This is a genomic window from Pseudoalteromonas sp. SG44-8, from assembly GCF_014164125.1.
Classification (GTDB): Bacteria; Pseudomonadota; Gammaproteobacteria; order Enterobacterales; family Alteromonadaceae; genus Pseudoalteromonas; species Pseudoalteromonas rhizosphaerae.
Genome location: NZ_JACJEQ010000007.1, coordinates 66,550 through 82,296 on the forward strand (window position 1 = coordinate 66,550; position 15,747 = coordinate 82,296).

14 protein-coding genes are annotated in these 15,747 nt (G+C 40.5%); 8 read left to right on the forward strand and 6 right to left on the reverse strand.

All coding sequences use genetic code 11. The features are described 5' to 3' along the window. Positions 1 to 51: 51 nt before the first annotated feature. Complete coding sequence (gene ilvY, locus H5163_RS07985) at positions 52 to 966, reverse strand: HTH-type transcriptional activator IlvY (protein WP_145239251.1); 915 nt, start codon at positions 964 to 966, stop codon at positions 52 to 54. Positions 967 to 1,130: 164 nt separating this feature from the next. Here ilvY and ilvC point away from each other — a divergent pair, with 164 nt between their 5' ends. The 4 genes from ilvC to H5163_RS08005 all read left to right on the forward strand — a co-directional run bounded on the left by ilvC (position 1,131) and on the right by H5163_RS08005 (position 6,892). Next, a complete protein-coding gene (gene ilvC, locus H5163_RS07990; RefSeq protein WP_182731024.1) occupies positions 1,131 to 2,603 on the forward strand; it encodes a ketol-acid reductoisomerase in 1,473 nt (490 codons plus the stop codon). A 193-nt stretch (positions 2,604 to 2,796) separates the two neighbouring features. Further along, positions 2,797 to 4,710 carry a methyl-accepting chemotaxis protein gene (locus H5163_RS07995; protein WP_182731023.1) on the forward strand — a complete coding sequence of 638 codons (1,914 nt, stop codon included), beginning with the start codon at positions 2,797 to 2,799 and terminating at the stop codon, positions 4,708 to 4,710. Between the two features lie 81 nt (positions 4,711 to 4,791). Continuing rightward, positions 4,792 to 5,985, forward strand: a complete 1,194-nt coding sequence (locus tag H5163_RS08000; RefSeq protein WP_182731022.1) for a tetratricopeptide repeat protein — start codon at positions 4,792 to 4,794, stop codon at positions 5,983 to 5,985. Positions 5,986 to 6,001: 16 nt separating this feature from the next. Further along, positions 6,002 to 6,892, forward strand: a complete 891-nt coding sequence (locus H5163_RS08005; RefSeq protein WP_259399794.1) for a M28 family peptidase — start codon at positions 6,002 to 6,004, stop codon at positions 6,890 to 6,892. A 37-nt stretch (positions 6,893 to 6,929) separates the two neighbouring features. On the opposite strand, the gene H5163_RS08010 is transcribed toward H5163_RS08005, so the two are convergent. Next, positions 6,930 to 7,247, reverse strand: a complete 318-nt coding sequence (locus tag H5163_RS08010; RefSeq protein WP_145239261.1) for a GIY-YIG nuclease family protein — start codon at positions 7,245 to 7,247, stop codon at positions 6,930 to 6,932. 119 nt (positions 7,248 to 7,366) lie between these two features. On the opposite strand from H5163_RS08010, the gene H5163_RS08015 reads away from it, so the two are divergent. After that, positions 7,367 to 7,726 (forward strand): outer membrane protein assembly factor BamE, encoded by a 360-nt coding sequence (locus tag H5163_RS08015; RefSeq protein WP_145239264.1) that lies wholly within the window; start codon positions 7,367 to 7,369, stop codon positions 7,724 to 7,726. Positions 7,727 to 7,786: 60 nt separating this feature from the next. Here the strand turns inward: H5163_RS08015 and H5163_RS08020 are convergent, their stop codons facing one another. Together H5163_RS08020 and H5163_RS08025 are read right to left on the reverse strand one after the other, a co-directional pair. Then, positions 7,787 to 8,116, reverse strand: coding sequence for an RnfH family protein (locus H5163_RS08020; RefSeq protein ID WP_145239596.1), 330 nt, complete (start codon positions 8,114 to 8,116; stop codon positions 7,787 to 7,789). After that, complete coding sequence (locus H5163_RS08025; protein ID WP_145239267.1) at positions 8,116 to 8,553, reverse strand: type II toxin-antitoxin system RatA family toxin; 438 nt, start codon at positions 8,551 to 8,553, stop codon at positions 8,116 to 8,118. The genes H5163_RS08020 and H5163_RS08025 overlap by 1 nt, the downstream gene beginning before the upstream one ends. Before the next feature lie 146 nt (positions 8,554 to 8,699). Between H5163_RS08025 and smpB the strand changes: the two genes are divergently transcribed. After that, entirely contained in the window at positions 8,700 to 9,179 is a 480-nt protein-coding gene (gene smpB, locus H5163_RS08030) for an SsrA-binding protein SmpB (protein WP_064666579.1), read from the forward strand. Positions 9,180 to 9,368: 189 nt separating this feature from the next. After that, positions 9,369 to 11,966 (forward strand): TonB-dependent receptor, encoded by a 2,598-nt coding sequence (locus H5163_RS08035; RefSeq protein WP_182734905.1) that lies wholly within the window; start codon positions 9,369 to 9,371, stop codon positions 11,964 to 11,966. Between the two features lie 66 nt (positions 11,967 to 12,032). Here the strand turns inward: H5163_RS08035 and H5163_RS08040 are convergent, their stop codons facing one another. Together H5163_RS08040 and fadR are read right to left on the reverse strand one after the other, a co-directional pair. After that, positions 12,033 to 12,638 (reverse strand): peroxiredoxin C, encoded by a 606-nt coding sequence (locus H5163_RS08040; protein WP_145239274.1) that lies wholly within the window; start codon positions 12,636 to 12,638, stop codon positions 12,033 to 12,035. Positions 12,639 to 12,911: 273 nt separating this feature from the next. Then, on the reverse strand, positions 12,912 to 13,625 hold the full coding sequence (gene fadR, locus H5163_RS08045) for a fatty acid metabolism transcriptional regulator FadR (protein WP_064666576.1): 714 nt from the start codon (positions 13,623 to 13,625) through the stop codon (positions 12,912 to 12,914). A 419-nt stretch (positions 13,626 to 14,044) separates the two neighbouring features. Between fadR and nhaB the strand changes: the two genes are divergently transcribed. Next, positions 14,045 to 15,628 carry a sodium/proton antiporter NhaB gene (nhaB, locus tag H5163_RS08050; RefSeq protein WP_145239277.1) on the forward strand — a complete coding sequence of 528 codons (1,584 nt, stop codon included), beginning with the start codon at positions 14,045 to 14,047 and terminating at the stop codon, positions 15,626 to 15,628. Positions 15,629 to 15,747 lie beyond the last annotated feature (119 nt).

The window sequence follows — 15,747 nt, forward strand, 5'->3', positions numbered from 1 at the left end:
TATGGAACGATTCAAGGTAAATAAACTTTACATCTGCGTATTTAGACTCGGCTAAGGAGCTAAGCTATTAACGTTTTTCAGTGATTGAGCAATCTCCCATAATGCATTTAACGCGGCATCTGGTAACTCTTTACGTAATACTGCCAAACCAATCTCAAACCCGGCAGGGGCCTCTTTTTGATCACTGATCACCTGAACGCGATCTTTTAATGGGCTATTATCTAAAACAATTTTTGGCACCATGGCAATGCCTAGCCCTAAACTCACCATTGACACCATAGCTTCATGCCCCGCTACTTGCGCATAGATCTTTGCATTAATACCGTGCTTACGCCACCACAGCTCTAACCTTTGACGAGTAAAACCTTGCTCTGGCACTATAAACTCAAGCTCAGACCAATCTATCTTATCGCCAAACTGGGCCAGTTTTTCAGTGAGCAACGACGGAATACGTGGCGCGATAAATACCAAGGATGAATAACCAATACTGGCAAATGCAATTTGCGTCGGTAATTTATCAGGCTTTGCGGCAATTGCCATGGCTTCGTGTCCGTCAAGTACACGGTTTATTGCCACTGCGGGATCGCCAGTATTAAGCTTTATTTCTATATGTTGATGTTGCAAACGCAGTTGCTCTAATAGTTGATGCAAAAAACTATAAGAGGCAGTTACTGAACAGTAAATGCTTACTTTACCGTAAATAGTTTGCTCAGGATTTTGTACATTTGCTCGAAAACGCTGCCAATTAGCTAACGTAGCCGTTGCATAGTCGATAAACGATTCTCCTTCAGCTGTTAACTTTACACTGCGATTATCGCGACTGAATAATGCGACTCCAACTTCATCCTCTAACTGTTTAATATTGCGACTTAAGGTGGGAGCACTTATGTGGCATAACTCGCTGGCACGGGCAAAATGTAAGGTTTTGGCAAGTGCCAGAAAGTAATGTAATCGTTTATGGTCCATAGTGATCCCAATAGTTAGCGGTTATTAATTAAAGCATTTCATTTTTTGAAACACTTTAATGCAAATATATCATTTTACGCAAGGGTGAAAATTCCTTATGGTGACTTTAAGCAAAGCAGCAAGCGCTTGCATCTAACAAATACGAAATTTATAGGATACTAACAATGGCGAATTATTTTAATACTCTTCCCTTACGCGAGCAGTTAGCACAACTAGCACAATGTGAATTTATGGATCCGGCTGAATTTGCCGATGGTGTTGAAGCACTTAAAGGCAAAAAACTTGTTATTGTTGGGTGTGGTGCACAAGGTTTAAACCAAGGACTGAACTTACGAGATTCAGGTTTAGATGTTGCCTACACATTGCGTGATTCTGCAATCAGCGAACGTCGTCAATCATTTCTTAATGCGTCAGAAAATGGTTTTACTGTAGGTACTTACGAAGAATTGATCCCTACTGCTGATGTTGTGTTAAACCTAACACCTGATAAACAGCATACTGCGGTTGTAAACGCAATCATGCCGATGATGAAACAAGGCTCTACGCTTGCTTATTCTCATGGCTTCAACATTGTTGAAGAAGGTATGCAAGTACGTGATGATATCACTGTGATCATGGTTGCACCTAAGTGCCCAGGCTCTGAGGTTCGTGAAGAGTATAAACGCGGTTTTGGTGTACCAACTCTTATTGCTGTTCACCCAGAAAATGATCCTCAGGGACATGGTCTAGCCCAGGCTAAAGCTTATGCAGCGGGTACTGGCGGTCATCGCGCTGGGGTATTAAAGTCTTCATTTATTGCTGAAGTAAAATCAGACCTAATGGGTGAGCAAACAATTCTTTGCGGCATGTTACAGACAGGCTCAATTTTATGTTTTGATAAGATGATCGAAAAAGGTATAGACGCCGGTTACGCATCAAAACTAATTCAATACGGTTGGGAAGTTGTTACTGAAGCACTTAAATACGGCGGCGTTACAAATATGCTTGACCGTTTATCAAACCCAGCGAAAGTAAAAGCGTTTGAATTAAGTGAAGAATTAAAAGTAATCATGCGCCCGCTTTACAATAAACACCAAGACGACATCATCGATGGTACGTTCTCTCGTGTAATGATGGAAGATTGGGCGAATGATGATGCAAACCTTTTGAAATGGCGTGCAGAAACAGCTGAAACAAATTTTGAAAAAACCCCTGCCGGTGATGTTGAAATCACCGAACAAGAGTTTTTTGATAACGGTATCTTGATGGTTGCAATGGTGAAAGCCGGTGTAGAATTAGCGTTTGAGACCATGACTGCAGCGGGTATTATAGCTGAGTCAGCATATTATGAATCGCTACATGAAACGCCATTAATTGCCAATACCATTGCACGTAAAAAATTATTCGAAATGAACCGCACAATCTCTGATACAGCAGAGTATGGTTGTTACTTATACAATCACGCATGTTTGCCACTGTTACAAGACTTTATGCAAAACATCGATACTGATGTGATTGGTAGAGGCTTAGGCGAGCGCTGTAATCATGTTGATAACCAAACACTAATTGCAATCAACAAGTCGTTGCGTGAGCACCCTGTTGAAATCATTGGTACCAAATTGCGTGGCTACATGTCAGCAATGAAGAAAATTGTTTAACCCTGGAAAGTAACAATTTCGCTTGTTAGAAACCAAGCCCACATGCTAAACGCAGTGGGCTTTTTCATTTTATTAATTTGTCTAAAGACGCCTTAGCGTAAATTATAAACTGAGTACTTACTCTATTAGATGATGAACTGTATGAAAAAAACATGCTAAAATACCCTCATAATTTGTAAAGTCAGTACCCACAATGCCGTATAAAAGTCTTAGTATCACACGTAAGATCACTATTTTAGGGATCGCTATTGCCTTGTCAGTCGCCAGCTTAATTGGCATTACGGCGCTGTTATCCGCCAAAACCATTATCGAACAACGGATGATACAATCTGAGTTGCCCAGTAAACTACACGCAATAAATAACTATATAAGCTTAGAGATCAATGAATTACTCAGTGCGGCCGAACAAGTATCAAGTAATCATTTTATACTCGCGTGGGCAAATAGTCGTGATAACAATGATGACGTTTTAATCAAAGAATTAAATCGTCTGGTAAAACAATACGGCTTAGCAACCGCATCATGGGCAAATCGCGATACCGCGCAGTACTGGAATCAAGATGGCTTTTTAAGAGTATTAGATCGGCAGCAAGATGGCTGGTTTTTTGATTTTAAAAACGCCAACCAAGCTTACTCTATTAGCTTATATCAAGAGCCTAATGGCGACACAAAAATGTTTGTTAATCATCAACAGATCAATGGCATCGGCTTAACCGGACTGGCAAAAAGTATTGATGATATGCAGGCACTACTGAATAAATTTACTATCGAGCAGACTGGCTTTGTATTTATTACTGACGATAAAGGCGTAATTAAACTCCATCAAGACGTTAATAAAGTAGAAAAAACAAATCTAGATAGCTTGTATGGTCATCAAGTAAGTGGTCAATTATTAACAAGCAATGAATTTAACTTGCAAGAAGTCGAACTCAATGGCGACACTTTTTTCCTTGCGGCGAGTCCAATTAAAAACACTCAACTCTATGTGGTTGCACAAGTACCAAAAGCAGAAGTGTTTGCCGGGATCACCACTTTACAATGGCAAATTTTAAGTTTTGCTATCGCAATTGCGCTGTTGGCATGTATCGTTAGTTTTTTACTGGCTCGTTCGTTAGCTTCACCGCTATCAAAAATGGCAGAGTTATTTACTCGTTTAGGGTCTGGTGATGCCAATCTAGCTTATCGTTTACCTCACAGTGACCAGCCTGAGCTATTAGCATTAACGAATGGTTTTAACCAATTCATTGATAAAATTGAAACCGCTATTGCGCAAGTCTCCCACGAAAGTTTAGAAATTCGTCAAAGCTCAGATCAGGTATTTACTCAAGCCAAGCGTAACTCACAGGCAATGGACAACCAAAAAGAGCAGACTATCTCTGTTGCAGCAGCAATCAACGAAATGGGCGCGACAGTGCAAGAAATTGCCCACAGCGCCGCAACTGCCGCAAAACTGACCGAAGATAGTAAAGCGAATACATTACAGAGCCACCAGCAAGTAGTGCAAAGCCAACAGAGTATTACCGCATTAGCCAGTGATATTGACACAATTGCGGGACAAGTGACTGAGCTTGCTAATAAAACCCAGACTATTGCCAGTATTGTTGACTCTATTCGTGGTATTTCAGAGCAAACCAATTTATTAGCACTAAATGCAGCAATTGAATCAGCACGTGCTGGTGAACATGGCCGCGGCTTTGCCGTAGTTGCGGATGAAGTACGAGCCTTAGCCAACCGTACGTCACAATCAACGACTGAAATTCAATCAATGATTGAAGAGCTCGCGAAAACAGCTACCAATGTGGTTGAACATATTGCCCAGTCCAAAGATAAAGCTCAGTACAGCGTAGCAACAATGCAAAGCTCTGTGCAGTTGCTTGATGCCATTACCAATACCGCTAATGAAATTAATGATATGGCAACCTTGATTGCAACAGCTACTGAAGAGCAAAGTAGTGTGGTTGCTGACGTCGGCCGTAATATTGAACAAATTAGTGAGATCAGCGATATGGCAATGCGAGAACAAATTGATACCGAGCAGGCGATCAAAGGACTTGCAACCAGCGCACAAACCTTAGCAAGTTTAGTCGCCACCTTTGAAAAGCGCTGACACAGTTTGTAACATTTAACATCTACCTCGACTAAAAAACAGACTAAACTTAATAAGTCAGTAATTAGTTGGGGTATGATTATGACAATACTAACGCGGTTTTGTAAGTTAGCAGTCATTGTGCTGCTTTTTAGTATCTCTGCCTGTACCAGTGTGAGTAATCAAACAATACTCATCCCTCCACCAGTCACTGAAAACCAATCTTTCACGCTTTACCCGGTGGAAAGTAGTGAACAGATTTTTACCTTAAGCGATACAATAACACAACAACTCGATGCAGCCTTCCCAAGTACTAAACACAATTTAAACACAACTCGAAAATTACTAAACTTTTTGTTAGAAAATGGCGATGCATCCTTACTATATCAAGCAGGGGCTACCCTAACCGCCAATCAAGCCTACCGAGATCTAAATGCTAACTGTTTATCATTATCGATTTTGGCCTATAGTATTGCGGAATATTTAGGCATGCAGGGGCAATTTCAAACGGTTCATATTCCTGAGTATTGGGCGCTAAATAAAGGCTATAACTTATTGACTGGGCATATTAATTTGATCGTCACACAGCGTCGTAATAACCACACTAATGTGACTTATGTGTATGACGCAAAAACCTCATTAGTGATTGATTTTGATCCGAACTCGCGAGGTGAGAAATTTCAGACGACCCCCATCAGCAAACAACGAATTACCGCGATGTTTTATAACAATAAAGGGGCAGCGGCAATGCTCAATCAAAATTATGATTTAGCCTATAGCTACTTTTTAGCGGCAACAAAAGCAGATAAATATTACTCTGCTGCATGGGGTAACTTAGCCGTATTACTTCGCCTTGATTCTCAGTATGATAACGCCGAATTAGCCTATAATTATGCTTTGCTGCTTAATAACGACAACAATACAGCACTGGGCAACTTAGCTTTACTGTATCAACTCACCGACCGTCCTGAGCTGGCAGACAAGATTTTATATAAACTTGATTTGAAGCGCCAAAGTAATCCGTATTATCATGTGTCATTAGGAAATAACGCATACCTTGGACAAAACTATCAAGATGCCATCAAGCATTTCAATAAAGCAAAAAGAATTGATGATGATATTCATGATAGCTACTTTGGTCTTGCCCGCACTTATTATCAGTTAGGTGATTTTAAGCAAGCGTATCGCCAATTACGTTTGGCTAATAAACATGCCGATTTTGACCATGATAAGCAACGTTATCAAAATAAATTACAGGCACTAAGTGACATGACCGCGCGAGTAATTAATCATTAACTATTTTATTTTGCTATTGGGCCTCAGCTTTTCAACATTTTGCCAAAGTAATAGCAGCGCGCAGCAACAGCTGATCGATGATCTGAAGCATCTAAGCTCTACGGCTCTAAGCGGTAGAAAAACCAATACAGATGGCGCGCGTATCAGTGCCCAATACATTAGTACGCGACTGCAAACGCTCGGTTACAATACGCAATTACAGCCGTTTAGTTACAGCCATGGCTGGTCTTCAAAAGCAACGGGGCAAAATGTCGTTGCGACTTTAAAACCAACGCACTTAGTCAAGACTCATTTGGTAATTACCGCTCATTATGATCACTTAGGTATGCGTGGTAACACTTTATATGCAGGCGCAAACGATAATGCCAGTGGCGTCAGTGCCTTGTTATTCCTAGCGCAACGCTTCGCACACACAAATCTGCCTTTCCAACTTAGTTTTGTTGCTACTGACGCAGAGGAAAATGGTTTACATGGAGCTGAATATTTTGTTAGTCAATTGCAAATCGACGACAGCGTAACCGTGCTAAATATTAATTTAGATATGTTAGCAGTAAAACCGCCAAAAAAAATCTTATATGCCTTTGTCTCACATGCACAACGCAGTGCTTTACAAGCACAACTACAGCAGGTGCCTGAGCATAATTTAAAGATAAAAGTAGCTAGTTCATCAACCACAATGAACAGAATGACCCTCGGAGATAGTATTGATTGGCGCCGAGCAAGCGACCATTATGCGTTTGCTAAAGCCGGAATTGCTTATATTTACTTTGGTATGGGTCATGATCCCCACCATCATAAGAGTTCCGACCTACTAAGTAATATTGACCAAGCGCTTTATATTGATGCAGTTAATTATATCGCCGCATTTATTAGCCAACTTGATATAAACGATATCAACACTCTTTGAGCTAAATTGTAGATAGTAAATATATTTTAAACTGAATTCAGGTTAGCAAAATCCCAGAGCTAACAAACGCTCGCTTTTGTGCCTTACTTAAGCGTTTAATTTTTATCTCAAGCTTGGTGGCTTCACTGCGAGAACCGACTTCACATTGATATATTAAAGTCAGTGGCCCCTTCCCCTTTAAGTTTTTAGCCCCTTTGCCCGCTTGATGTGCTGCAAATCGTTTTGCCACATCCGTGCTGATCCCAGTGTACCAATGCCCTAAACGTGTTTGTACAATATAAAGTGACCACGTGGAGATCTTAGTTGTCATAGTATTTTCAGTAGTAGTTAAACTTTTAGCGGACTCTGAGGTCAAAATTACGCTCCAAACATCGATAGTAAAAATTAAGTCACAAACAATTACTCAAAAGGGTTTTACCTTAGGTGACTAATCGGTATCATGCAGTTTATAAAAAATAAGGATCCAAACAAACAATGCAGTCGTTAAAAACTTTTTCTCTTTGGTTTATCGTTGCTCTGACCTTAAGTGCAACCGCCGGTTGTTCTAGCTGGGTTTATCGTATCAACATCCCACAAGGTAACTTTTTAGAACAAACCGATGTTGACAAGCTTCGTATCAATATGACCCGTGAGCAAGTTCTTTATGTATTAGGTAAACCTGTTGCAGAAGACGCTTTCGATAAAAACACGTGGCATTACTTATATTCTTTTAATCTTGGCCGTGATAACGAACAACGTAAATCACTGACTATTAATTTTGAAAATGAAAAATTGGTATCGCTCAGTGGTGACTATGAACAACCCGCAGAGTTTAATACACCGCTTGAGCAATAACGCTCCAGTTCAGTAAATTACGAAAAGGTTAGCAACAGCTAACCTTTTTTGTTTGAGCTATTATTTAGCTTTATCAAGCGGTCGCCCACCTGTAATTTTATTAGCACGACCTTCGTCTTTAGCTTTTTCTGCACGTTTTCGTCGTGCGTCTTTAGGATCAGCAATTAAAGGACGGTAAATTTCAATTCTATCGCCATCCTCAAGCACTTGCGTAAGCTTGCAGGTACGGTTCCATATTCCTAAGGTTAATGCTAAGCCATCAATTTCAGGGCACTTAGCGAGGATACCTGATTGCATCACGGCATTTTCTGCCGTTGTACCAACTGGTACTTCAACAAGCAAACACGTTGCCGTGGTAGGTAATGCATACACAACTTCAACTTTTATCATCATCGCAGTCCATATACCTGTTTAGCGCGTTGAGTAAATGCATTCACCATGTTTTTTGCAACATCGTTAAATACGCGCCCAAACGCAAGTTCAATTAATTTACTCGCAAATTCAAACTCAAGCTGTAGCTGAACTTTACATGCATTGTCATCCAACACTTGAAAATGCCAACGCCCTTGCAAGGCTTTAAATGGCCCATCAACTAAGCGCAATGTTACTGTATTGTCATCTAAAAAGGTGTTTTCAGTAGTAAACCATTTTTTTATACCCGCTTTGGAAATTTCCAAACTTGCCGTCATGGTATTACCTTGCTGTGCAATAATTTTTGCATCCGAGCAATGGGGTAAAAATTCAGGATAAGCATCCACATCATTGACTAAATCAAACATTTCTTTGCTGCTATACATTACTAGCGCACTTTTTTCTATTTGTGGCATACTCACTCCCAACTGTGTGGGCGAATTTTAGCAAGCTTTGCGTTTTTCCCCAAACTTTCATGGCGCTTTATTTACAAACACTTTTTTATTAGCAAAAATAAAAAATCGATGTAAAAAGCAGAGCTTTACGTATAATATGGGCCACTATGGCTAAGAAAAATTCATCTAAATCGACAAGTAATACTATCGCGCTAAATAAAAAGGCGCGTCATGAGTATTTTTTACACGACAAGTTTGAGGCTGGTGTTGAACTACAAGGCTGGGAAGTAAAAAGTATCCGAGCTGGTAAAGTAAACATCTCTGAAACATACATTCACCTTAAAAATGGCGAAGCGTTTTTGCTTGGCAGTCAAATACAGCCTCTCAATAGTGCTTCAACCCATGTTATTTGCGATCCATTACGTTATCGCAAGTTATTATTAAGCAGACGCGAGCTAGATCGCTTAGTCGGTGCGACTGAGCGCGATGGCTATTCATTAATTGCCACTGCCATGTATTGGAAAAAATGCTGGGTGAAACTTGAGTTCCACCTCGGTAAGGGTAAAAAAATGCATGACAAACGTGAAGACGGTAAAAACAAAGACTGGTCTCGCGAAAAAGAACGGTTAATGAAGCACAAAGTTTAATCTATCTAAACAACCTCAAAAACGCCTAACCCAGTTAGGCGTTTTTATTTTCAGCCCCTAAATCCCCGCAACTGTATAAATTATAGTACACAATCCAAACAAACGATTTGATAACAATTCACTTACATGATATTGATATTACTGGTTGATTTAACCAGATAAAATTAACATGACAACGAGGATTTAAGGATGAAGAACAGAACACTCCCATTTAAACCTAAGCTAATCGCTTGTGTAACACTTGCACTTTCAACAGCGGGTTATACTTCTCAATCATTTGCTGCGGACGAAGCAAAAAAAGTTGAACGTATTGAAGTGACTGGTTCTAGAATAAAGCGAACAGATATTGAAGGCCCTTCCCCAGTACAATCAATTAGTCGCGCCGATATCGATAATATGGGCTATGACAATCTACAACAATTACTAGAAAGAATGCCTGCTGCTGGTAATGGTACTTTTTCTACTCGCGGCAACAACCAAGACTCTACGGCCAATGGCTCTGCGGCAGTGTCGCTTCGTGGTCTTGGCGCAGATGCAACGCTTGTGTTAATTAATGGCCGTCGAGTAGCTATAAGCGCATTTGCTGAGAGTATCACTAACTCATTTGTTGATATTAACAGTATTCCGGTCTCTGCTATCGAACGTATTGATATTCTTAAAGATGGTGCCTCTGCAATTTATGGTTCCGATGCCGTTGCAGGTGTGGTGAATATTATTTTGAAAAAAGACATCGATGGTTTAGAAGTTAATTTAGGTTATGGTGGTACTGACGGCCCTAACTATGAAGAAACCTCAGCAAGCATAGTTTGGGGTACCTCAAACGAAAAAAGCAGTGCGTCTGTGATCATCGATTACTTTAAAAACACCTCTTTATCATCAGATGAAATGGGCCGCTTAGGCACTGCTAATCAAACCGCGAATGGTGGTGAAGATTTCCGTTCATCACGCGGATTCCCTGGTTATTTCTATGTTGACGGCGTAAAAACTATCGATCCTGATTGCCCAGCTGAAAGTGCCACATCTAGCGGCAGCTGCTTATTTGATTATGGTCCATTTGGTTATATTGCCCCTGCTTCTGAGCGAGTTGGTGCTATTTCACAATTTGAATACAACTTTGATAACGGCATTACAGCCTTTCTGGAAATGGCCATGCAGCATAATACCTCGATTGCTGCAGGTGCACCGACACCGCTAGACGAAGATGCGGGATTAACAGTTCCAGGCAGTCATCCAAACAATCCTTTTGGTAAAGATATTGAGATTGGTCGCTATCGTACCGTGGATGCAGGTGCCCGTCAGTGGGATATAGAATCAGATACGTTACGCTTTGTTGCCGGTCTTCGTGGTGAAATTAGCGATTGGAGCTGGGAAGCAGCTGTACAAAAAGGTCGAAGTAAATCAATGCAAACCGGTGATCGTACTCAAGGCTGGGTAAGAACTGACTTTTTACAACAAGAAATAAATGCTGGCAACTACAACCCATTTGGCGGCACTTATAATGATCCAGATGTAATAAATCGTATTACCACCAGCTTAGTTCGCCGTGGTGAATCACATATGACCTCATTTGATGCCAACATTACCGGCGAAGCGTTTAGTTTTGGTGACAGTGTCGTGATGATGGCGGCTGGTATTGAGTACCGCGAAGAGGACGTCAGTGATATCCCTGATGATCAATTTCAACGTGGTCTAATTTTTGGTACTGAGTCCGTTTCTGCTGCCGCTGAGCGGGACCAATACGCTGCCTATGTTGAATTCTCAATCCCATTAGCTGATAGCTTAGAATTACAACTTGCAGGTCGTTACGATGATTACAGTGACTTTGGTACCACAACCAATCCTAAAGTAGCGCTGCGCTGGGCACCTACTGATGAAATTACTGTTCGCGGCTCATGGGCACAAGGATTTAGAGCCCCTTCACTAGCACAAATCGGCCTAGGTCCTTCAGAGGAAAGTCAGTTTTTTATTGATAGTTACCGCTGTGCTGCAACGGGAGAAGATTGTGATGTACTCGATTACAACATCCAATTTGCTGGTAATCCTGATTTAAAAGCCGAAGAATCTGAGTCATGGAACGTTGGTTTTATTTGGGCACCTATGGCTGATCTTGGTTTCAGTATTGATGTATGGAGTATCACTCAAGACAATAAGATTGATGAACAAGCCTTTGGTCCTATTTATGATGCTGAATGTAACAACCAGAATAGTACCATCTGCGTTCGCCTGTCGCCACAAGGTGGACAAAGTCTTGGGGTGATCCAAAAAATTCATAGTACCTTTGAGAATGTCTCTTCGCAGGAAGTGTCTGGTGTTGATTTCTCAGCAAATTATAATCACTCCTTGGATGATCTTGGTTTACTTAAGTTCAACTTAGAATGGTCTTATCAAGACAAGTTTGAAAAAGACGGTCGCGATTATACTGGTGAATATGGTTACCCTGAACACCGCTGGATGTTCTCAACTAATTGGGAGCTTGGTGAATTCAATACTAATGTAAATATCAGCTATGTGGGTGAGTTTGAAGATACGCCTGATATTGATTTTGATGGCACCCTCGATTTTGATAGCAACACATCAAGAATGGTTGATTCACAAGTCTTAGTTGATTTACAAACGGCTTATCGTATTACCGAATCGACCAAGATCTCGATTGGCGTAAATAACTTATTTGATGAAGAGCCACCATTTGCAATTGGTGATGGTGATGGTGATTTATACGGTTATGCTTCCGCGGTTCACAACCCTCGCGGACGTTATATCTACACCAAAGTGTCATTCGCTTTCTAGCGACTACCCTAAATAAAAAACCCGCCAAATTGGCGGGTTTTTCATATTCTAAAACAAAGACCTAAATTATAGGTCGCTTTCGTTTTCAGAAAGGAACTTAGCAACGCCTGCTGGGCTTGCATCCATACCTTTTTTGCCTTCAGTCCAACCAGCTGGACATACTTCACCGTGCTCAGTGTGAAACGCTAGAGCGTCAACCATACGAAGCATTTCGTCGATGTTACGACCTAGTGGTAAGTCATTTACTACTTGATGACGTACATTACCTTCTTCATCAATTAAGAATGAACCACGAAATGCAACGCCGGCTTCTGGATGCTCAACATCGTATGCTTTACAGATTTCGTGCTTAACATCTGCAACTAGTGCGTATTTAACTGCACCGATACCGCCGTCTGCAACAGCAGTGTTACGCCATGCGTTGTGTGAGAATTGTGAATCGATTGAAACACCAATTACTTCTACGCCACGCTTTTGGAATTCTTCATAACGCTTGTCAAAAGCAATTAGTTCAGAAGGACATACGAAAGTAAAATCTAGTGGGTAAAAGAAGATGACTGCTTTTTTACCTTTGATTGTTTCGTGAAGATTGTAGCTATCTACGATCTCGCCGTTACCTAGTACTGCTGCAGCGGTAAAGTCTGGTGCCTGGCGGCCTACTAATACACCCATTTTATTCTCCAAATATTTGAGTTTGCTTTTAATTGCTTACGCAATGCTTGCCTTTAATATGGGATCTAAAAAGTAAATACCAAGGGCTAACATGCATAATTATCAAATTATTTTAGAGACTAAAGACTTAAAAGAACAATCGTATTTTCCGATTCACGTCATCGAAAAATGCGAACGACTGTTTGTCACTCGCTATTTGTCACTAATAACAGCAACAAAAAAAACCTGCAGATGCAGGCTTTTTATCGGTATAACTACATATTAAATGCGGTATTAATCCATGATATTTTCAGGCATATCACCGCGAATTTTTTGCCAAATTTCACCTGTTTGATGACCATATTTTCGCATCATTGAAATTGCGCCGTCATGTTCGCGTTTCTCAGCAAGTATGGTTAAATCTTTATAGAATTGACGCGCTAACTGACGCGTGCCTGGATCTGAAAAGTAATGACAGCCAATCTTAGAGTAAAAACCTTTAAAGCCATTGAGAATAAGCACATAAATACGGTTATTACCTGCAACAGCTAACTCATGGTGTACCTTGTAATCATAATCAGCGAAAGCTTGTGCACTATCTTCAAGCTCATCACTTTGCGAGAGGATTTCTATCACGCGATCAGGTGCTAGCTTAATGGCTGCACGAGTGTAAATAGCGCTAATGTTTGTTCGCGCAGAAAGTAGCTGGTCGGTTAACTCGGGCATTTTATCTTCATCAAGACGCGCTAAGGTCTCTAAAATATTAAGTCCTGAAGTTTCCCAAAAGTTATTTACTCGTGTCGGTTTACCGTGCTGGATTGTTAACCAACCATCGCGCGCTAAACGCTGTAATACTTCACGTAAGGTTGTACGAGTGACACCGATTAATTCTGATAACTCTCGCTCAGCCGGAAGAATAGAACCTGGAGGAAAATCACCATTCCAGATTGACTCAACAATGTACTCTTCGGCAAACCCTGCTGGGCTTTTCGCTTTAAAAATTCTCATTCAATTCCCACTTGAGTTACCACATAATATTACTTTTAACGATTAACTGACTGATTGTACCAGATGAAGCCAAACTAACAAGTAAAGTCACCCCATTAATTCACCTTCGATAGCAGGTTAAAGCCTCTATCTAACTAAGTTTTCTAAAATGGATAAAAATTAATTTATTGCTCTTTCATTGTCTAGTTCTTCGATATTAAATTAAGGTATTAACCCTAAAGAGTAATAGACTTTTAACTTCATTGTGCACACTATATACACCCATTTAGCTATTTCAGCTACACTAAATATAGCGCGGAACGCATAACAGATAAAAGGTACTCGATGTTGTTTATAGCTTTTTTGTTTACACCACAGCTAGACTACATTAACTTAACCAACAATAGTTATACTTAAATGCAAAATAATAAGGAACACCTATGCAACAGAGTGTTTTCAATGCAATTTTTAAGAATTTTTTAGGCTCGGCCCCACAGTGGTATAAATACACAATTATTGCTTTTTTAGCTATTAACCCTGTGTTGTTTCATATCAACCCTTACATGGCTGGTTGGGCATTAGTTTTAGAGTTTATCTTTACTCTCGCGATGGCGCTGAAATGTTACCCACTGCAACCCGGCGGTTTACTTGCGATTGAAGCACTATTCATAGGCATGACAACTGCAGGGCAAGTAGAGCATGAAATTGTTCAAAATGTAGATGTAATCTTACTGCTGATCTTTATGGTCGCAGGTATCTACTTTATGAAAGATTTACTGCTCTATATTTTTACACGCCTAGTGGTGTCAGTTCGAAGTAAAACAGTACTTTCCTTGGCGTTTACTATTGCGGCGGCATTTCTTTCTGCATTTTTAGATGCACTTACAGTTATGGCGGTGGTTATAGCTGTCGCCATGGGCTTTTACAGTATTTACCATAAAGTCGCCTCTGGGAAAGATTCCACTAGCGAACATGATATTAACGATGATAATCAAGTACGCCCGGTTAATCGTCAGGAACTTGAAGAGTTTCGAGCTTTTTTGCGTAACTTATTAATGCATGCCTCGATAGGTACAGCCATTGGCGGAGTTTGTACTATGGTAGGTGAACCACAAAACCTCATTATTGCAGAACGAGCAAGCTGGCAATTTGGGGAATTTTTCTTGCGTATGCTACCGGTTACGATGCCTGTATTCATAGCTGGCATTATCACTACAATATTACTTGAAAAGACAAAAACGTTCGGATACGGCGCCAAATTACCAGAGACGATTCATCAAATACTAGCTGATCATGCAAAAGAGCTCGATAGCAAACGTACCAAACGCGATAAGGTTAATTTGATGTTTCAGTCATTAATTGCTGTATGGTTGATCATTGCATTAGCATTACACCTTGCCACTGTTGGCTTAATCGGCTTATCCGTCATTATTTTTGCAACTGCGTCCGCTGGTATAATTGAAGAGCACCAACTAGGAAAGGCTTTTGAAGAAGCACTGCCGTTTACTGCACTGTTATGTGTATTTTTCTCAATCGTTGCAGTCATTATTGACCAACACTTATTTACTCCTGTAATAACTTGGGTACTGACATTTGAAGGGCAATTACAGTTAGTTATGTTTTTTGTCGCAAATGGCCTACTCTCGATGGTCAGTGACAATGTCTTTGTTGGCACTGTTTATATTAATGAAGTGGCGGCAGCATTAAAAGCAGGGCAAATTAGCCGCGATCAATTTGATTTATTAGCGGTGGCAATTAATACCGGTACAAATTTACCAAGTGTTGCCACACCTAACGGTCAAGCTGCATTTTTATTCTTACTAACATCGACCCTTGCTCCCGTATTGCGATTATCCTACGGTCGTATGGTTTACATGGCACTCCCCTATACCATAGTGCTAACGGTTGTTGGCTTAGCAGGGACATATCTTGGCCTAAGTGAAATGACTGATTTATTCTATCAATGGGGCTGGATTGAGCACCATAGTGCAAGCTTACAAAGTATAGGAAGTTCTGGGCATTAAATAATCCAAACAGTAAATAAAGCTGCTTCGGCAGCTTTTTTATTGTTACAAATCATATTTATCCTTGCGCGTAGTTTAATGACTAAGTCATAATTCATCCACAAATTATAGACTGGATA

Bases quoted from the DNA above. Each gene is read 5' to 3' on its own strand.
- fadR (WP_064666576.1), bottom strand. From the start codon at position 13,625: ATGAGAATTTTTAAAGCGAAAAGCCCAGCAGGGTTTGCCGAAGAGTAC.
- H5163_RS07995 (WP_182731023.1), top strand. From the start codon at position 2,797: ATGCCGTATAAAAGTCTTAGTATCACACGTAAGATCACTATTTTAGGG.
- H5163_RS08020 (WP_145239596.1), bottom strand. From the start codon at position 8,116: ATGATAAAAGTTGAAGTTGTGTATGCATTACCTACCACGGCAACGTGT.
- H5163_RS08000 (WP_182731022.1), top strand. From the start codon at position 4,792: ATGACAATACTAACGCGGTTTTGTAAGTTAGCAGTCATTGTGCTGCTT.
- nhaB (WP_145239277.1), top strand. From the start codon at position 14,045: ATGCAACAGAGTGTTTTCAATGCAATTTTTAAGAATTTTTTAGGCTCG.
- smpB (WP_064666579.1), top strand. From the start codon at position 8,700: ATGGCTAAGAAAAATTCATCTAAATCGACAAGTAATACTATCGCGCTA.
- H5163_RS08015 (WP_145239264.1), top strand. From the start codon at position 7,367: ATGCAGTCGTTAAAAACTTTTTCTCTTTGGTTTATCGTTGCTCTGACC.
- ilvC (WP_182731024.1), top strand. From the start codon at position 1,131: ATGGCGAATTATTTTAATACTCTTCCCTTACGCGAGCAGTTAGCACAA.
- H5163_RS08035 (WP_182734905.1), top strand. From the start codon at position 9,369: ATGAAGAACAGAACACTCCCATTTAAACCTAAGCTAATCGCTTGTGTA.
- H5163_RS08025 (WP_145239267.1), bottom strand. From the start codon at position 8,553: ATGCCACAAATAGAAAAAAGTGCGCTAGTAATGTATAGCAGCAAAGAA.
- H5163_RS08040 (WP_145239274.1), bottom strand. From the start codon at position 12,638: ATGGGTGTATTAGTAGGCCGCCAGGCACCAGACTTTACCGCTGCAGCA.
- ilvY (WP_145239251.1), bottom strand. From the start codon at position 966: ATGGACCATAAACGATTACATTACTTTCTGGCACTTGCCAAAACCTTA.